The sequence below is a fragment of the bacterium genome, assembly GCA_016702305.1.
Taxonomy (GTDB): Bacteria; Electryoneota; RPQS01; order RPQS01; family RPQS01; genus JABWCQ01.
This window is the reverse complement of sequence record JADJEH010000002.1, coordinates 65,338-83,386: the sequence shown is the minus strand read 5'-3', so window position 1 is coordinate 83,386 and position 18,049 is coordinate 65,338. Positions and strand designations below refer to the sequence as shown.

Sequence of the window (18,049 nt, the reverse complement as noted above, 5' to 3'; positions counted from 1 at the left end):
TCCCAAAGTTACATGCGATAACTGAGCGTGAACAGGGCCTGTGAACTGCGGATATCTTCCGTCAGTCCGTCGGTCACGTTTTCCGTGTACGACGCCGTACGCCACGTCACGTCGAGCATCATTGAACGGTCAATCAGCACGCCCATGCCCAGCGAGATCACGCCCTTGTCGGCGTCGCTACCCGCATCTTTGAAATTCGACGGATCCATGCTGTAGCCCGCGCGGCCACGCAGACCGTAGGCCGGAAACAGATACTCCCCGCCTAATGACAACCGCGTCGTACTCTTGTATGTATCACGAATCTGACGATTCGCCTCGGCGCGCGTCAAACCGCTGAACGGCGTGCTGTCGCGAAACTCCAGCGACTTCCAATCCCGGTATTCCAGATCCGCCGCGACCATCCAACGTCCCGGAGCAACGCTTGCGCCCAGCCGCCAAATCCACGGAAACGTCATGCGATAGTCATAGTAGCCGTTGTCGCCGTCGAAATTCCAATCTTCCTCCAGCTTCATCGAGAACGGTGTCGAGGCCGCTGCGCCGATGCGCACCATCTGGCCCGGACGGTACATACCGCCCAGGTTGAAATTCCAGCCCGACAGCTCCGTGAACAGCGTCTGCTCAGTCGAGATTGGAGTGCCCGCTTCCACATAGTCACCCAACAGCGAGTAGTCATCCGAGCCCGTCCAGTAGTTCAGCGCTGCGCCGACGGACAGATTAGGCGAAACATCCACTGCCGTCGCAAAAGCCCACTGGCCAAGCCGACCGCTTTCGAGTTCGTCAAAATCGTCCCACGCTTGACCCGAGGCACCGCTGGACACCTGCGCCCGCCGCTCGAAATCCACGACTTGTGAATAGCCGAACGCGAAGCTGAGTGCCCCCTGATACACCGGCACAGGAAAGACCACGCCGATATTGTTGAGCCGCATGGCATCAGTCGAGCCTTCGACCGCGCGGCCAAAGTAGCTCGCGTCGTTGCTGTAACCCGTGCGCAGCAACGTGCCCTGAACTTCAATTCTCTTGATCTGCGCAAGACCCGCCGGATTCCACCAAATCGCCGCGTAATCGTCGGCGACGCCCGTGTAGGTGCCGCCCATGCCCAACGCCCGTGCGCCGGTCCCGAGGTGCTGACCGCTCGTCAAGAGCAGCCGCTCGGGAATTTCATCCTGAGCGAAGGCCGCCGTCGTCACGAGCGTGAGGAGTAGTATGTAAATGCGCTTCATGGTATTTCTAAACTCGCAACTCTGTTATTGGAATCGCACACAAGCCGTCCGGAATCTTGCCCGGCGGCGCTCTGCCGTCTGCCTGCCACCCGTCCGCGTGCTATTTGCGACGACGGCCGTTGCGCTTCTGCGTATTGTCTTCCACAGGCGGAGTCGGTGCGGGCGGATTCTTCACCGCCGGTCCAATCGGCTGTTTCACTTCCGGCGGCGGCGGATTGCCCGGCGTCGTCGGCGTTGGATTCGGAGCATAGATCGCACCGCCACCACCATAGCCGCCCAAATTCGCCGGCGGCGGGGTTGCGTCGTTGGAGCGACGGCCCGGTCGCTGTGACGGCGGCTCACCTGGCGCGCCCGGCACGCTCGGTCCCCACCACGGGTTGCGATTCCAGTCTTGCCACCACGGACGAGAGTAGTAATCGTAGTAGCCGTAGTACGACCAGTAGTAGTTCGGCGAAAAGCGGTCAAAATCAAAACCCCAGCGCGTATAGCCGCGCGGACGGCCCCAATAAGACCAGCCGTTATTGTCGTAGTATCCGTTATTCGGATAGACGTCCACGATTTCCGGCTTCGTCAATGTCGTGTCAATCGCCGTCGAGTCATAGCGATTGTACAGCGAATTCGACGAATACGGTCCCATGTCCTCCATCCCCTGGCGGTAAAGTTTCGTATAGCAGCCTGTGGACACAATCACCAGTCCTAAGGCGCACAGCAGTAGTAGAGTACGGGCTTTCATAATCTGTCCTTGCTATCTCAGTCGCCCCGTCATCCGGGGGGAATGCGGTCAAACAAACGCGGCACTTGGGCCTGATTCACTCTGGCGCGACCGCACGTATCTGCACGTGCCCCGCGCCCATTGCGAACTATTTCTTCTCCATCAGAATCGTCATCACGGCCTTCTGCGCGTGCAGACGATTCTCCGCCTGATCAAACACCACACTGTGCGGACCGTCCATCACGCCATCCGTGATTTCCTTGCCCCGCTCGGCTGGTAAACAGTGCAGAACGACGCAATTCTTGTCGGCATGCGACACCAGTTGCTCATTCACCTGGAACGGACGCAATTTGCGCGCCTTTTCGTCGGCCTGATCCTTTTGCCCCATCGAGGCCCACACATCCGTGTAGATCACGTGCGCCCCCTGCACGGCCCGCGCCGGATCATGCTCGATCCTCACCACCGAATTGCCCAGCTTATTCGTCGCTTCAATCAGCGCGACGTCCGGCAGCGTATCGTCCGCCGTCCCGATCACCAATTCAAAATTCAACCGCTGCGCCAGTTCGATGATGCTGTTCGTGATGTTGTTCCCGTCGCCCACATACGTGATCTTGAAATCATCGTAACGGCCCAGCTTCTCATAGATCGTCTGAATATCGGCCATGATCTGACATGGATGCGAATAGTCCGTCAAGCCATTGATCACCGGAATATCGGCATACTGCGCCAGCTCTTCAACGTCCTTATGGCTGAACGTACGGATCATGATACCGCCCAGATAGCGCGACAGCACGCGCGCCGCGTCGGCGATCGTCTCGCGCTTGCCAAGCTCAATCTCTTTATCCGTGATATAGATCACGCTGCCGCCCAGGTCGTGGATACCCACTTCAAACGATATCCGCGTCCGCAGGCTCGGCTTGTGAAAAATCAATCCCCAAACCTGCCCCGCCAGCGGCCGCACGTGTTCGTTGCGGCTCCGGCGTTCTTTTAACTCGCAGGCCAGAGCGATGGTTTCAATGATCTCGTCACGGCTGAAATCGGTGACGGAAAGAAAATCGCGATGTTGTCGCATGGTAATTTCTAAAAGGTGAAATGAGCAATTGGGGCTCGAAGCCCCAATGACAATTACTTCAAAAACATCAACTTCTGCGAGCCGACCTGACGATCACCCACCCGCATCTGCACAAAGTACTGCCCGGAACTCAGCGGCGCCCCGCTATTCGTCGTCCCGTTCCAGCGCAATTCGTAGTGGCCCGGCGCCTGCGGATACTCCACCGACGACCAAACCATCTGCCCCAGGACATTGTGGATCGTAAACTGCACCGCCCCCGCGCTCGGCGTCTCGTACGTGATCGTCGTCGTCGGATTGAACGGATTGGGGTAAGCTAAACCCAAGTCGTACTCCCACGGATAGGGCAGCGGCTGGTGCGGCGCATCCAGATCAATGCCGCCCAACACCGCAATGTTGTCAAAGTGAATTCCTAAATCGCCCAGTACCGCGTCCGACTTCAAGCGGAAGCGAAGATGCACATTGTACCCCGACCACGGACTCAAATCACACCAGACGCGGTGCCACGGCTGCTCTAAATAGCTGAACCCGCGGACCGTCTGCCAATCGTTGCCGTTGAATGATGCTTCCACCAGGAAACTGTCCCCCGGCATGTCGAGTCGGCCGCGCATGTCAAACTGCAAGTGAAACGCGTTACCGTTGGTCAGGTTAATCGTATTGTTGTACGCAAACGTCGCGTTCAGATTGTTGGGATAGTTCTCGCGATAGCTCGCGCCGTTCGTGTGTACGCAGTTGCCGTAGTTCGTCGAGGACGTATCCTGCGCCAGCCGCCAACCGGTGTTATAGCCCGCACCCGTCCAATTGCCGGTACCCTGACTGAAATCTTCGCTGAACCGCACGGTTCCCGCAGGCAGGTGGAACGTGTACGACGTGTCGTGGTCGTGATAGAACTGAAACCAGCGCGCAATCTGATTGGCCGACTGCGGCTGCACCTGCACATGTGTCACGCCCAGCGGCTTCGACAATTGCAGTGTCCCGTTCACATCGTACACCGACGGAAAGCCGTTGTCCACCAGCACCGTGGCCGGCGTCACCTGACCACTCTCGTTCACCGCGCTGATCTGCAAATCATACCACGGCAACGGCTGCAAGAGCAAGTCCGTGAAGACCGTCTCGCCGCCCGGACTGACCGTCACAACGGTCGTATCGTTGACGAAACCTTCTTTGCGAGCCAAAATCGTCGCCTGTCCCGGCGGCGGCAGAACCGTCGCGGCACCCCACGCGTCGTTCGTGTACCACGGATTCAGAATGGCCGTCCAAGTGTCCAGCAGCCGATACTCCGCCGATATCGCCGCCTGCGTCGCGGCGTTCTTCGTGTAGATGCGCACCGGCGCGCCCTGCTCCAGCATGTCATTCTGCGTGTGCGGATAGTTGATCATGCGCCGCGCCAGCCACTCCATCGGAGGCAGCAGCGTCTGCGCCAATCCCGGAAGATGAGGCGGTTCCGCCAGCGTATCGCACGTCGGCTGAATGTCAATGCGCGGACTCGTCTCCGTCAGAATCTGAATCGTTCCGAGGTTGCGGTAGAACCAATCGTGAAGCGCCCCATTGCGAGTCCCGCCGATAACCTCAAGATATGGCTGATTTCCCGGGTACTTTATCGTCTTAGAAACATACGTGCGATTGACGATGCCGATCGCGGTGCAGTCCGGCGCGAACTTCGCATTGCCGTCCACACCCCATTGCCACGCCACGATACAGCGTTCCGAAACGTTGCCCGAACGGGACGAGTGCCAAACGATGGATGTCGTCGGTTTGATCTGCATCGCAAAATCTCGAACGGCGCGCGACTCGGGTTCGGAAAACGGAGCAGGCCCGCGGAAATAGTCAAACGGTTCCACATTCTCGCGCACAAACAACGTGTCGCCGTAGATCCAATTGATATCGAAATTGCGGTTAAGGTCGACACCACAAGAATCCTCACCCATGCCCTGCACAACCACACATGAGTCCAGATGCAGTTCCGGTGGTATATACCCGTTCTTGCGCCAGTAGTTGTCCAAACCGAGCGAGATCACCTCCAGCCCGTCCGGATTCATTGTCGGAATCACATAGAGCTGTGATTGATTGCGAATAGTTCGATAAGGTTCCTGGTTCGTGACCATTTTCTGCATCAGCTTTATCGTCGCCTCCAGCCCCGCAACCTCTTCGGCGTGAATATGCGCTACGATCAGCATTACCGGCTCGTCTTCAAACGTCGCCACGTTGTCCGATATCTTTACCGCATAAACCGGAAACTGATGATTCAACATCTCCCCGCGCGAATGACCGATCGAGTCCACTTGCACGAACTGCGGAAAATCATTCTCCAAGTCGAAGATGAAAGCGTGCACCTCGTCCAACGTGTGATAGCAGGTATCCAAACCCTGCGCCCACAAACTGCCGGCGAACACCAAAACCAAAATGCTACTCAGGATGCTGCGCATGTTGCGGAACCTCACTTTTCTCAAACTCAAAAGTTCCCCCGCCGGGCGTGCCCGGCGGGGGAATCGTTGTCAAATCACTTCACCAATTGCATCGTCTTTACCGTCTGGAAACTCGGCGTCTCCATCCGATAGAAGTATACGCCCGAGGACAACGCCGAAGCGTCAAACCGCACCTCGTACGTGCCCGCGTGCATGACTTCATCAATCAGCGTCTGAACTTCCTGACCCAGCGTGTTGAATACGCGAATCTTCACCGCCTCCGTCGCCGGAACCGTGAACTGGAACTCCGTCGTCGGATTGAACGGGTTGGGATAGTTCTGCGTCAGCATGTATTCACGCGGCAGCGGCGCCGGAAGTTCGCGCACGCTCACCGTGTAATCGTTGATCCAGTTACCCCAGATGTTCTGCAGCGGTTCCTTGCCCGACGAACGCCAATCCACCCACACGGCCACCGTGCCGCCATGATAGTCATGCGCCAACGCTGGCTGTGTCTGATTCTGATACTCGTTGTTGATCACGCCGCCCGTGCCCTCAGTCTCCGACAGCGTGCCCCAATGCGCATCGCTGACCTGAGTCTGCGGGCTGATATGCACGCCGTACAGGTCCATGAACGGATTGGCGCGCCCGTCTTCCCACGCCATATACAAACCGTCGCTCCACTCCACCAGCAACTGCTGGTCGGCCTGGTCACCCGGGCGAGTGCAGAACGGCTTGCCGGACAACGGCGTCCAAAGACGAGTTCCGGCAGACGAGAGCTTCTGACCGTAGAGGTCCAAATTGTTGCCATTGCGGAAATCCTGCCACATCACGAACACGTTCCCCTGACTGTCCACCGCCATGCGCGGTATCTTCTGATCCTGATCGTGGTTCACAATTAACGAACCGTTGTTCGTCCACTGCGGCTCACCCGCCGCGTTGAAATGCTGACCGTAAACGTCTTTCTCATCCAACTGGTTGCGCGAATCGGACCACGCGACGTACACGCCGCCCTGACCGTCGGCCACAATCGAGGCTTCCGTCTGCTCACGCGGTGAGGCCGACACGTCGCCCGACCACGCCACCGATCCGTCGCCGCACACCTTCGCGCCGCGCAGATTGTAGTTGCCGAAATCACCCGTCTGCCAAACCGCTACCACGCAGCCGTTTCCGTCCGCCACGATCCCCTGCAGAGCGTCGTCGAATTCCGTACTACTCGAAAGCAGCACCGGCTCCGTCCACAGCGCCTCGCAGTTCGGGCCCATCCGCATCGCATAAACGTCCAACTGGAAGCTCGGATCAAAACCCGACCACACCACGTACACGCCGCCTTGACCATCCGGCGCAACCTGTGCATCCTGCTGATCCACGGCCGCCGCCGACACCACCGTGCCCGCGAGGTCGCATTGGAGCTGGCCGTTCCAGCCCACCTGCTGAATGCGGATCTGCTTCACGCCTTCCGTCAAGTTCTCAAACGAGCAGTAGAAGCCGTTGTTGCCGTCCGTGCAGACGTAAGGACGGCTCTGATCAAACCGCGAACCGCCCGCGCTCACGGGAGCGATCGGCGCGCCATTAGCGGGAATATGCGCAAACGTCGGGGCGTACGTCGTGTCCAGCACCTGGTAGTACACCTGCTTGCCGAAGTTCACGCCGCGATTGTCTTCCCACACGAACGCTACATTGCCCCAAAACATGTGGATGTTCGTCGGATTCGTCGCGTCGCCATCCAAACCGAAAATCGCCTCTTGCGTCCGCTCAATCGCACAGTTGGCGATGCTCGCCTGCGCCACGCTTAACGTACGCGATCCGCGATAGAAGTCCGCGTAAATCACGAACACGTCCGAGCCGTCGCCGCTCATGCGCAAGAGAGCTTCCTGCTGCTGATTCTCAGCCGTACGGATCGCCACGCCGCATTCATTGCAAACATGCGATCCACTTGCGTTCAGGTGCGCCATGTACGTATCGTACTGCAATATGTTACCCGGATCAAGCCGCGTGTCGTCCCAGACGTACAAGCCGCCACCCTGCAAATCCGACGTCAAACGGCTGTTGTCGCGCGTGGCGCCCAGACCGCCGCCCGCCGCGTCACCGCAGATCCGCACGCCATTCTCTGTCCACTGCGGCACGCCGGAAAGATTCAGCTTTTGCGCAAAGACTTCTTCCACTGAACCGTTGACTCGCACATCCTGCCAACATGTCAGCCAACCGTCCTGTACGCCGCCGTTAAAACTCGGCGTCACGCGCACACCGCGCTGATCGTCCGCCGCTGTGCACAGCGGAATACCATCTTCGGCCCATTGCGCCGCGCCCGCGCCGTTGAAGCGCTGGATATATAGATCATTCGAGGAGCCGTTGCGCTCATCCTGCCACGCGAAAAACGCGCCGCCCGTGGTAAAATCCGGACAAAGTTTCAAGCCCAACTGCCGGGCCGTAAAATCACACACCACGCGGCCGCCCACGCCACCCCACGGCAGCGTCCCCGCGTTCGTGATTTTCGCCGCGTAGACATTGCCGCCGTCGCGGTTGTCATTCCAACCGACGATTAGCCCGCCCTGGCCATCCGTGTCCGCCGTGATGCCGGTCTGGACACCGACGCTCTCCGTCACGCCCAAGACCTCGTTCCAGGCGCGCTGCCCGTTTGAGTTGATCCGCATTGCGTAGATATCCGCGACGTCGCCGCGCAAGTTCGACTCCCAGGCGATGACCGCACCGCCCGAACCGTCGTGCGCTCCGCGCAGCGTCGTTTCGTTCACCATCGAATTCTGATCCGTACTCACGAACGTATCCACGATCGCGCCAACCGGATTCCAAAGCAAATTGCCGGCATAGTCCAGCTTCTGTGCAAACACGTCACCCGTACTGTCGAAGCGGAAGTCAATCCACGTCACGATGAAACCACCGTCCACGGGAATCGGCTCCGGATCCTCTTGACGGTACGGATAGTGTACTACCTGAACCGGCCAGCCCGGTGCAAAATCACCGTCCGGCTCGATCAATTGCGCGTAAACATCACGATCGCCCGTGCGCGTGTCCGACCACACAACAAGCGTATAGCCGTTGTCCGAGCGGATTGCCGCTCGCTGCCACTCGATGTGATGGCCCTGGCGGATGGGCTGTCCCGGCGGACCCCAGTTGCGCGGGTCTACCGCGAAGCTCGCCGTACTCCACAGCAATCCGACCGTGCCAAGCAGCAGTGCGATGTACCTCTCCCAAGAGGCGGTGCTGGGTCGTTTCATCTGTCAAAACTCCTCGTTCTGAATCAAAGGGACCAAGAAAACAATAACTTACCAACAATGTATGCATCCGCTTACAGTCCGTAAACTTACGAATTCCCTGCCCCAGTTGCAAGTAACTAACTGTCATTTGAGATTTTACAAACCCGCATCCCCGTGCATCATTCTGCCACAAACTGACCATCCTAACCGCTGGAGAATTCCCCCAATTCTGACTATATTGAACGGTTCAAACTGAGGTTTCACTATGACGATTCGTTTCCTGATTGCCGCCGTGTTGCTCAGCATCGCATCGGCCCGTGCCGACGAGCAGATCATCCGCACCATCGAGACCACCGCGGCACCCCTCCAGTGCTGGCGCGCGCTCTGCGAGGACTGGCTCTTTTTACAGTGGAATGAAGCTCAGTCCGCCAGTTTTGGCGGCGCCCCCGAGCTCACGTGGCGCGTTGCGTACGACGTGGACCACATCGAGGAGGGCATCATGCGAGTCATGGAACCCGGCAAAGTCCTCGAATACTCCCGCTTCGGTAACCACGGCGTCGAGTCGGTCCGCTTCGAGTTCACGCCCAAAGGCAGTGGTACCGAAATTCACCTGATCAATACCATTCCCGTGACGGGCGTGCGTGCTTTCACCGCCACTGAAGCTGCCGGCAGGCTTTGGGAGGTTCGCCTGCACTATCTGAAGCAGTTCCTCAACAACCGCGCGAACTCGTACTTCACCGGCCCGGCCAATCAGAATCCGTATCCTGCCGTCTTACTGCTGCACGATCGCTTCGGCCTGACCAAAACCGTGCGCGACATGGCCGATTCGCTGGCCTTGCGCGGCTATCGCGTGCTGGCCGTGGACATGTTTCGCGGCGACCGCACTTCGGACGTCGCCCAGGCTCGCGACTTCGCCAATCTCGTGAACCCGCAAGATGCACTGGCCGCCGTCGGTGCCGGATGGCGGTTTCTGATCGCCGACTCCTCCGTGAATGCCAATAAGATCGCGGTGGTCGGAATCGGCTTCGGCGGAGAAATGGCGGTTGAAGCCGTCGCGGCAGACCCCGGCCTCCGGGTGGCCGTCGCCTGGTATCCGCAGTCCGTGCCCAACGATTCGCTGCTGATGCGCATTGCCGCGCCCCTCTTGCTCCTCCATGCCGCACCCGCTGCCGACGTACCCACACCGCAAGCGGAGATGATGGCCAAGCGACTCATTCAACAAGGCGTCCGCGCCGAGTCACTCTTGATCCGCGGCGACATCGGTTTCGCCGAGCCTGCGAACGGCGCTGCATATAGCGGCATGGCCACCGCCGAAGCGTTCCGCGCCACCCTTAGCTTCCTCGACCGCAGGTTGAAAATTTGAACTGCTAGTTGGACTGACAGATCGCGTACGGGCGGCAGTGATGCCGCCCGTTGCAGTTCAATGACGCGCAATGCACTGCACCGACCAACACCCGGCCCGTGAAAGTGATTTCGCTCTTGACAAAGTGCTTTTCTTTTTGATATAATATCAGCAACCGGGCCGGGCACAAGGCGCGGCCCAACTTATCCATTTTTCCTTTGTGGAAGTTGCAATGATGAAACGTGTCTTGCTGCTCGCCACGCACCTTCTGTTCTGCGCCGCGTTATTCGCGCAGACGGATAATCCGGGATGTAGTATCGCCGTTACCGTTTCTGACGCCTCGTGTGTCACAGGACAAACTTCGGCCTGCGGTGGAACAACCGGGTACACATCGTCAAATGAGTTCTCCATTAACTGCGCCGGAGTCTACTACATCAAGGCGTGGACCACTTGCAACGCAGGCGACTGTAGCAATTGTGTTGCCTGTGTAAAACTCTGCGATGCCGGAGACGGAGCGCTGATTCAAACCGTTTCTACAAGCGGTCTTTGCGGATCGGAAGTGTGCTGCGTTGTTGCAAGCACACAATACCTGTCGGTAGATAGCTTCATCCTTAAGGTGGGACTTGAACCGTGTTTGAGCGGCGATCCTTCGGCCTGTTGTAGTAATCAGTGCACGGCCTATGGAACATTCTCCTACGCCAGACTAAGTTGTCCATGAGGTGGCACTGGTTCGGAAGTTTCACACTGGTCTTACTTGCCGCGCACCAAACCGCGGCGAACATAATACGCGTCCCGGAAGATGTTGCTACCGTTCAGGCGGGCTTGGACCGAGTTGCCGCAAACGATACGTTGCTATTGCAGGCAGGTGTGTATGAAGAAGTTCTCATCGCGCCGGCATTGCGCTTCTGGATTATTGGCAGTATTGTGAACGACAGTACCGGTACGACTCGTACGCAAATTGACGCAACTGAAGTTAGCGACGCCGACACGACCGCTGCACTGCTGCTTCCGCCGAATGCCTCGGTGAGGATCGAAGAGGTCGATTTTCGAAACATTAGCGGCAGGGGTATCCGGAGCTGGGCCGACAGCATCATTATGCAGGGCAGCCGCGTCGATTCTGTTGTTGAGGGTCTTAGGCAAATGGAAGCAAACACAGGCGCTCATATTGAACTTCACCGTTGCACGTTTCGGAACAACCTTCAACGGTGCCTTAGTGGACGCCCAGGGAACTTTGTGGATGCTGAACTTTGCATCTTCTCCGGCGGAAGCGGCGACCTGCCGCTTGTGGACGCACACCGCTCGCGGCTTCGCTCCTGCCAATTCTCGTCTTCAAGCCGAATCAGCTTGCTTATCCTCGGAGGTGGTCCACACGTCGTGAGCGGATGCACTTTTGGTCCAGTGACGACTCGGGCTTTCAGCTCGGCAGTGCGGGCCGAAAACAGCGCGATACGATTTGAGAACAATGTCTTCTCTAGTTGCATCTACGGTTATGCGGCTCTGGAGATATACTCAAACTCCGCAGATTCTGTCGAGATCATCGGCAATACCTTTGCGTCATGTCATGGCCTTGCCGACCTTCCTTCGGCATTGGGGGCTATTGCCTATATTTCTCTCAATGCTATCGAAACAGGACCGCTAATCGAAGGGAACTTATTCTCAAATTGTTCGGGCATCAGCACGGCCGATGATATAATGGCGGACTGGTCGTCAATCTCGCGGATCCGCGACAATACCTTTCGCAACGACTCGTTGAACTCCTTACCCTCCATCTACGCTGGAAATCCGTCTTGGCAAATGGCGCCGCTTACCCTAATCAACAACCGATGGGAGAACTGCGGTTACGCGGTGGACTTAAGTGCCGCCGCGGATGCGCGCGAAAACTACTGGGGACATAACAGCGGACCGTATCATGCCGCCTACAATCCTGAAGGACAAGGCGATACCATCACGGGCGAAGTCCCGTTCGTGCCGTGGCTGATTGACTCGACCGATGAAGCCGAAAACCGTTTCGAACTTCCGCGCGAACTGACGCTCGCCGCCTATCCCAACCCCTTTAACGCGCAGACGCAAATCCGCTTCACCCTCACGAGCCGCGGACATGTGAAGATCACGGTATTCGATCTGTTGGGTCGGGAGACCGGGGTCTTGCTAAACGAGACTCGCGAAGCTGGATCGCATGACACTCACTTCGACGGATCGTCGCTGCCAAGCGGACTCTATTTCGCCCGCCTCGAAACGGCCAACGCATCGCGCGTGGCACGCCTGCTGCTGCTGAAATAGCTAAATCGAGCATGCACCCAATTAGAAAGCCCACTCTCGCGAGCGGGCTTTTGCGTTTTCTATTGGCCGACAGTGACGGAGGTCAGTCCGTCTTCTTCATCCCCAAGTTCGCGCGCATGAAATCATACATCGCGTTGTAGGCCTTCAGCTTGTTGTCACGCTTGCGCAGACCGTGTCCTTCGTCTTCAAACAGCATGTACTCGACCTGCTTACCGTTCTTGCGCGCCGCTGCGACAATCTGCTCTGACTCGGCTACCTTCACACGCGGATCGTTCCGCCCCTGCACAATCAGCAATGGCCGCACGATCCGGTCCGCAAAATACAGCGGCGACTGCTGATACATCCGCGCGCTGTCTGCGGGCACCGACGGATTGCCGATCTCACGGTAAAAGTACTGCTTGTACGGCTCCCAGTACGGCGGCACCGATTCCAATAGCGTAAACAGGCTCGACGGCCCCACCCAATCAAGCCCCAATGCAAATTCTTCCGGAGCAAACGTCAACGCCGCCAAAACCATGTAACCGCCGTATGATCCGCCCCAAATCGCAGTGCGCGACGTGTCCGCTTCGGGATAGGCGTCGGCCAGGAAGTGCTTGAGATAGATCACATCCTGCAGCGGATCCTCGCCCCACTTCCGATCGTCGGCCAGATAGTACGACTTGCCATAACCCGTCGAACCGCGCACATTCGGCGCCGCCACGATGAACCCGCGGCTCACCAAGAACTGAATCCACGGCGAATAGCCCGCCTTTTGCTGCGCCATCGGCCCGCCGTGGACCTCGATCACCACCGGCGCCTTCTTGCCCCAGCCTAAATGCGCCGGACGATAAACCCACGCCGGAATCTCCGTACCGTCAAACGACTCGTAGCGCACCAACTCCGACTTGACCAGCATGTCCGGCTTCAACTGACTCTGATCAAACAGATTTGTCAGCTTGATCAGTTCGAACGTCTCCAGATCGTAGATGTACTGGTCGCCCGGAATATTGTCCGCGCTCACCCAGATACGCAAGTATCGTTCACTCCGCGAAAAACCTAAGGGAACGATTTCCGCGTTCGGCAAGGGCGGCAATTCCAGTTCCTCGCCCGTCTCAACATTCTCAATCTCCACCCGCGAGACGCCGTCCTCGTTTACCCGCACGAGAAAGAACTTGTTCTGATGACTGAACGACGCGCTCACCACATCCCACTCGTCTTCGTACGCCACGTCCCACTCCTCGTTCTCCGTGTCATACGTCACCAACCGCATGACCTCGGACTCCGAATCCGTGAGAATGTAGAGCAGCTTGCCATCCGGCGAAAAATCCGCAAACTCGTAGTTGGCCTCGCCCTCCTCCTGCGATGTCAACGGTGTCGTGATGCCGGAGGCTACGTCGTACACGTACAAATTCGAGGACGTTATGCTGACGAACTCCGACAGGATGAACGTCCGGTCGTCTTGCGATATCCCCGCGACCGCCAGCGTCGAGTTGTTCTCAAAGACGCGCTCACGCGCCATGGTCCGCACGTCAAGCCGGTACGTGTCCATGTAGTGCTTGTCGCGCTCATTCGTACTGAAGTACAGATAGTATCCATTGTGCGACCAGCCCAGCATGTCGGCGCGCACACCCGCCGGCGTCACCGCTTCGTACGTCCCGCTCTTCACGGAGTATAAATGCAGCCGGAAATTCTCATCGCCGCCGCTGTCCATCGAAAAGAAGATCTTGTCGGCGTCCGTCGGACACCAGAATACGGCCATGATCGCATCGCCCGTGGTCACCAGCGGCGTCCACGCCCCGCCCCGCACCGGCATCGTATACGGCTGAAACAGACCGTACTTATCCGACACAAACGCCAACTTCGTTTCATCCGGTGAAAACGACATGCTGGCGACTTTGTACGTCTTGAAGAATTCCTCAAGCGGCAAATCCGCGGCGGGATTCGCGTTGGCCAAGCCCATCATAAGCACGAGCGCCGCGAGGGCGCTCCAGAGTTTTCGAAACATGTGACCATTCTCAAATCAGTTGACACCAATCATCACGCCAATTTCGGTTCGGGCACGCGAATCGAGGCGTCGCCCGCGCGATACGCTTCCCACAACGGCAGCCACTCCGGCCGCAAAAGCCCCGTCTCAACCACGTCCCAATAACGCCCCGCCCGAAAATAGTGCTCACGCCGCCGACCCTCTTCACGGTAGCCGCACTTCGCATTGTAACGCAGGCTCACGGCATTGAATTCATAAGCATGGGTATAGAGTTTATGCAAATTCAGCGTGCAGAACGCGTGATAGCACACGAGCATCTTCGCGTCCAGACCGTAGCCTTGGCCGCGATGCTCCGCCGAGCCGATAAACGCGCCCGATGTGGCGTTGCGGTGTACCCAGTCAATCTCATGCAGCCCCATAACCCCGATCAGCTTGCCGTCGTGCAGGCAGATCGCGAACATCTGCGTATCCGCCGCCGTGCAAAAAGCCTCGAGCCGCGTCCGCGAATCCTGCTCGCGATTCGGTTTGGTGATCAGTAAGTTGACGTAGATTTCGGGATCGTTGATCCAACCGGCAATCGTCGGAACATCTCCGTCAGCGATCGCCCCCAATACAACCTTCTTTCCCCGCAGAAACGGAGTGCGCATCATGACACCTGTGATTATAACACTCTATTCGTAGCGCAATGCTTCAATCGGATCGAGCCGCGACGCCTTGATTGCCGGCCACATTCCGAACCCCACTCCCACCACCGTACAGAAAATCGTCGCGAGCATGACCGCCCAGACTGGAACCGGCGCCGGAAAATCCCAGCGCGTATTGAGCAGCACCGCCACGCCGTAACCCAACATGATGCCGATCGCGCCGCCCACGAGGGAAAGCGTCGTCGCTTCAATCAGGAACTGCCGCAATATCGAACCGCGTGTTCCGCCCAGCGCCTTGCGCACACCAATCTCGCGGGTGCGCTCCGTCACCGAAACAAGCATGATATTCATGATCCCGATGCCCGCGACCAGCAGCGATATGCCGCAGATGCCGAACGTGGCCACGCCGATCCAGGCCGTCTGCTCTGTGAACTGCTTCTGCATCAGGTCCGGCGTCCACATCGCGAAGTTATTCTCTTCCCCTGGCCGCAATCCGCGCAGCACCCGCATCGCCTCAACGACTTCGTATTGCGACTTGCGGTACGCGGACGGATCCCACGCCTGAACCGTCAGGTTGACGGACTTGTCCCCGTAGATTCTCTCAAACGTCGAGAACGGTATCCAATTCTCACGGTCCTGCGATTCGCCAAACATCTCGCCGCGCTCTTCAAACACGCCGATCACTTCAAACTTCTGACCGTCCACACGCACAAACGTCCCCAGCGGATCACCGCCCGCATAGAGCTTCTTGTACGCGTCAAAACCCAGCACGATCACGCGACGCGCAGACGAAACGTCCTGCTGCGATATAGGCCGACCAAGCACAGTATAACGCGAATTGTTCGTGCCGAATTCGACCGAACCGCCCGCAATAGAATGATCACCGTTTGTCTCCAGACCGCCCCGCGTCAAGCGCCGCCCGAAGCTCCACGACTCAATGCCGACCGAGCGCACAGATGGACAACGCTCGCGGATCTCCTTGGCATACGAAGCCTCGATCTTTGGCCGCCATTTCCGGCGCCGCGGACCGAAGTGAATCCCCCCGTCACCGTCATAACGCTGCACCTGAAACACGTTCGCACCCAGCGAGTTCAGCATCGCATCGTCAATCTTGTATTTCATCCCGCCGAGCACCGTCATCATCGAGATGATTGTGGCCACGCCGATCACGACGCCGATGAGAGTCAAAAACGCGCGCAGCTTATGCGCCCGCATTGCTTCCAGCGCCATGCGAAACGACTCCCAGAATGCCCCCAGCGATCGTGCCAACTTGCGCATCATGCTAATCCGCCCTCAGCGCTTCGATCGGTGACAATGACGCCGCCTTTACGCTTGGATACAATCCGAAGAATATGCCCACCACCGCCGAAAACAGCACGCCCACCAAGACGATCCACATCGGCATGTAGGTTGGCAGAACGTTGTTCAGGGCCTGCGACACCAACGCGGCCAAACCTACCCCCACGATGCCGCCGACCGCGCAGATCACCGCCGATTCCGTCAAGAATTGCCATGCGATATTCCAACGCTTCGCCCCCAAGGCCTTGCGCAAACCGATCTCCGACGTTCGTTCCGTTACCGAAACCAGCATGATATTCATGATCCCGATACCACCTACTATCAGCGAGATCAGCCCGATGATAATTCCACCCGCGTACACCGCGGCGGTCATCTGATTGAATTGATCCAGAATCGCCGACTGCGTGTTCAACCCGAAATCGTTGACTTCGCGCGGATCAAGATGCCGCAGCCGCCGCATGATACCCGTGACTTCCCACTGCAAATCCTCGATTCGATCCGCGCTGCGACCCTTCGCAACGATCGTTAGACCGTCAAAATTGCGGCCCGCGAAGCGCTTCTCAAATACGCCGTACGGTATCACGCAGAAATTATCCCAGCTCTGCCCGAACACCTTGCCGTACTTCGTCGTCACGCCGATTACTTCAAAATTCCACGCGCCGATTTTAAGCTCTTTGCCGATCGCCGATTGATCCGGGAACAACTGCGCCGCGACGTCCTGACCGATAACCGTCACGTTCGCGTTCCGGCTGACCTCCTGCCCGGTGAACACCCGCCCCTCGGCCAGGTCCTTGGGATTGGTCAAAAAGAACTCTTCCGACACCCCCTGAATATTCACCCGCGACAGCGTCGCCCCGCGAAACGACACGTTCATCTGCTGGTCGTAGAACGGCGAAATCGCTTCAATCTCCCGCGACTCTTTGCGCAGCGCATCCACGTACCGCAGTTCCATGTCGCGCCGCTTGATCATGTCCCGCCAGTCGTTGCCGTTCCAATCCCAGCGCGAAATATAGACCGTCTCCGCGCCCAAAAATTCAAGTTGGCTCCGCAGCGCCTTGTTAAGACCCATAACGATCACGACCATCATGATCACCGTCATCACGCCGATGACGATGCCCAAAGTGGTCAGACTCGCGCGCAGCTTGTTGGCGCGCAGCGCCCCGAAAGCTATCCGCAATCCGTTAATGACGTCTATCAGAAATCGCATGATTGGATTACGCCGCGCGCGGCATCGCCTGATCAGACTCGATCAATCCGTCACGTAAACGCACAATCCGGCGCGCGTGCCGCGCAATTTCCTCTTCGTGCGTCACCAGAATAATCGTATTACCGTTCTCATAGATATTCTCCAGCAACTGCATGATCTCTTCACCGGTCTTCGAATCGAGGTTTCCCGTCGGTTCGTCCGCCAATATGATCGCAGGATTCGTCACCAGCGCGCGCGCAATCGCCACACGCTGCCGCTGACCGCCCGACATCTCATTCGGCTTGTGTTTCATGCGGTCGCCCAGACCAACAGCCTCCAACGCCTCCTTCGCGCGCCTGCGCCGCTCCGAGGGGGATTCACCTGCATAGACGAGAGGGAGTTCCACGTTTTGCAGCGCAGACGCGCGAGGGAGGAGGTTGAAGGTTTGAAACACAAAACCGATCCGACGATTCCGAATCTCCGCCAATTGCCGATCCGCCAATCCGGCAACCCGCTCTCCGGCAAGATAGTACTCGCCAGACGTCGGAGTGTCCAGACAGCCAATCAGATTCATCAGCGTGGATTTACCCGAACCCGACGGCCCCATAATGGCTACATAGTCGTTTTCGAGTATCTTGACATTCACTCCGCGCAGCGCTTCAACCTGAATCGTCCCCAGGTCGTACACCTTGCTCATGTTCTGAATGTCAATCATCG

The 18,049-nt window shown here is 58.0% G+C and carries 13 protein-coding genes; 3 read left to right on the top strand and 10 right to left on the bottom strand.

Annotated elements, in window-relative coordinates; all coding sequences use genetic code 11:
* Positions 1 to 8: 8 nt before the first annotated feature.
* The 5 genes from IPH10_04855 to IPH10_04835 form a co-directional block, all read right to left on the bottom strand.
* Positions 9 to 1,220: an outer membrane protein transport protein gene (locus IPH10_04855; protein ID MBK6910247.1), complete on the bottom strand. Its 1,212-nt coding sequence runs from the start codon at positions 1,218 to 1,220 to the stop codon at positions 9 to 11.
* A gap of 100 nt (positions 1,221 to 1,320) precedes the next feature.
* The gene (locus tag IPH10_04850; GenBank protein MBK6910246.1) at positions 1,321 to 1,953 is read right to left on the bottom strand and encodes a hypothetical protein; all 633 of its coding nucleotides are present in this window, start codon (positions 1,951 to 1,953) and stop codon (positions 1,321 to 1,323) included.
* Positions 1,954 to 2,080: 127 nt separating this feature from the next.
* On the bottom strand, positions 2,081 to 3,004 hold the full coding sequence (gene argF / locus IPH10_04845) for an ornithine carbamoyltransferase (GenBank protein ID MBK6910245.1): 924 nt from the start codon (positions 3,002 to 3,004) through the stop codon (positions 2,081 to 2,083).
* A 53-nt stretch (positions 3,005 to 3,057) separates the two neighbouring features.
* Positions 3,058 to 5,427 carry a T9SS type A sorting domain-containing protein gene (locus IPH10_04840; GenBank protein MBK6910244.1) on the bottom strand — a complete coding sequence of 790 codons (2,370 nt, stop codon included), beginning with the start codon at positions 5,425 to 5,427 and terminating at the stop codon, positions 3,058 to 3,060.
* A gap of 74 nt (positions 5,428 to 5,501) precedes the next feature.
* Complete coding sequence (locus tag IPH10_04835; protein ID MBK6910243.1) at positions 5,502 to 8,639, bottom strand: T9SS type A sorting domain-containing protein; 3,138 nt, start codon at positions 8,637 to 8,639, stop codon at positions 5,502 to 5,504.
* Positions 8,640 to 8,883: 244 nt separating this feature from the next.
* Between IPH10_04835 and IPH10_04830 the strand changes: the two genes are divergently transcribed.
* The 3 genes from IPH10_04830 (at position 8,884) to IPH10_04820 (ending at position 12,240) form a co-directional block, all read left to right on the top strand.
* Positions 8,884 to 9,981, top strand: a complete 1,098-nt coding sequence (locus IPH10_04830; protein MBK6910242.1) for a dienelactone hydrolase family protein — start codon at positions 8,884 to 8,886, stop codon at positions 9,979 to 9,981.
* 211 nt (positions 9,982 to 10,192) lie between these two features.
* Positions 10,193 to 10,678 (top strand): hypothetical protein, encoded by a 486-nt coding sequence (locus tag IPH10_04825; GenBank protein ID MBK6910241.1) that lies wholly within the window; start codon positions 10,193 to 10,195, stop codon positions 10,676 to 10,678.
* A 515-nt stretch (positions 10,679 to 11,193) separates the two neighbouring features.
* Positions 11,194 to 12,240: a T9SS type A sorting domain-containing protein gene (locus IPH10_04820; protein MBK6910240.1), complete on the top strand. Its 1,047-nt coding sequence runs from the start codon at positions 11,194 to 11,196 to the stop codon at positions 12,238 to 12,240.
* Positions 12,241 to 12,322: 82 nt separating this feature from the next.
* Here IPH10_04820 and IPH10_04815 read toward each other — a convergent pair whose 3' ends face one another.
* The 5 genes from IPH10_04815 to IPH10_04795 are packed head-to-tail and all read right to left on the bottom strand — an operon-like array spanning position 12,323 to position 18,047.
* The gene (locus tag IPH10_04815) at positions 12,323 to 14,224 is read right to left on the bottom strand and encodes a S9 family peptidase (GenBank protein MBK6910239.1); all 1,902 of its coding nucleotides are present in this window, start codon (positions 14,222 to 14,224) and stop codon (positions 12,323 to 12,325) included.
* 32 nt (positions 14,225 to 14,256) lie between these two features.
* Complete coding sequence (locus IPH10_04810; protein MBK6910238.1) at positions 14,257 to 14,850, bottom strand: GNAT family N-acetyltransferase; 594 nt, start codon at positions 14,848 to 14,850, stop codon at positions 14,257 to 14,259.
* A 24-nt stretch (positions 14,851 to 14,874) separates the two neighbouring features.
* On the bottom strand, positions 14,875 to 16,128 hold the full coding sequence (locus IPH10_04805; GenBank protein MBK6910237.1) for an ABC transporter permease: 1,254 nt from the start codon (positions 16,126 to 16,128) through the stop codon (positions 14,875 to 14,877).
* A gap of 1 nt (position 16,129) precedes the next feature.
* On the bottom strand, positions 16,130 to 17,353 hold the full coding sequence (locus IPH10_04800) for an ABC transporter permease (GenBank protein ID MBK6910236.1): 1,224 nt from the start codon (positions 17,351 to 17,353) through the stop codon (positions 16,130 to 16,132).
* 7 nt (positions 17,354 to 17,360) lie between these two features.
* Entirely contained in the window at positions 17,361 to 18,047 is a 687-nt protein-coding gene (locus tag IPH10_04795; protein ID MBK6910235.1) for an ABC transporter ATP-binding protein, read from the bottom strand.
* Positions 18,048 to 18,049: the final 2 nt, after the last annotated feature.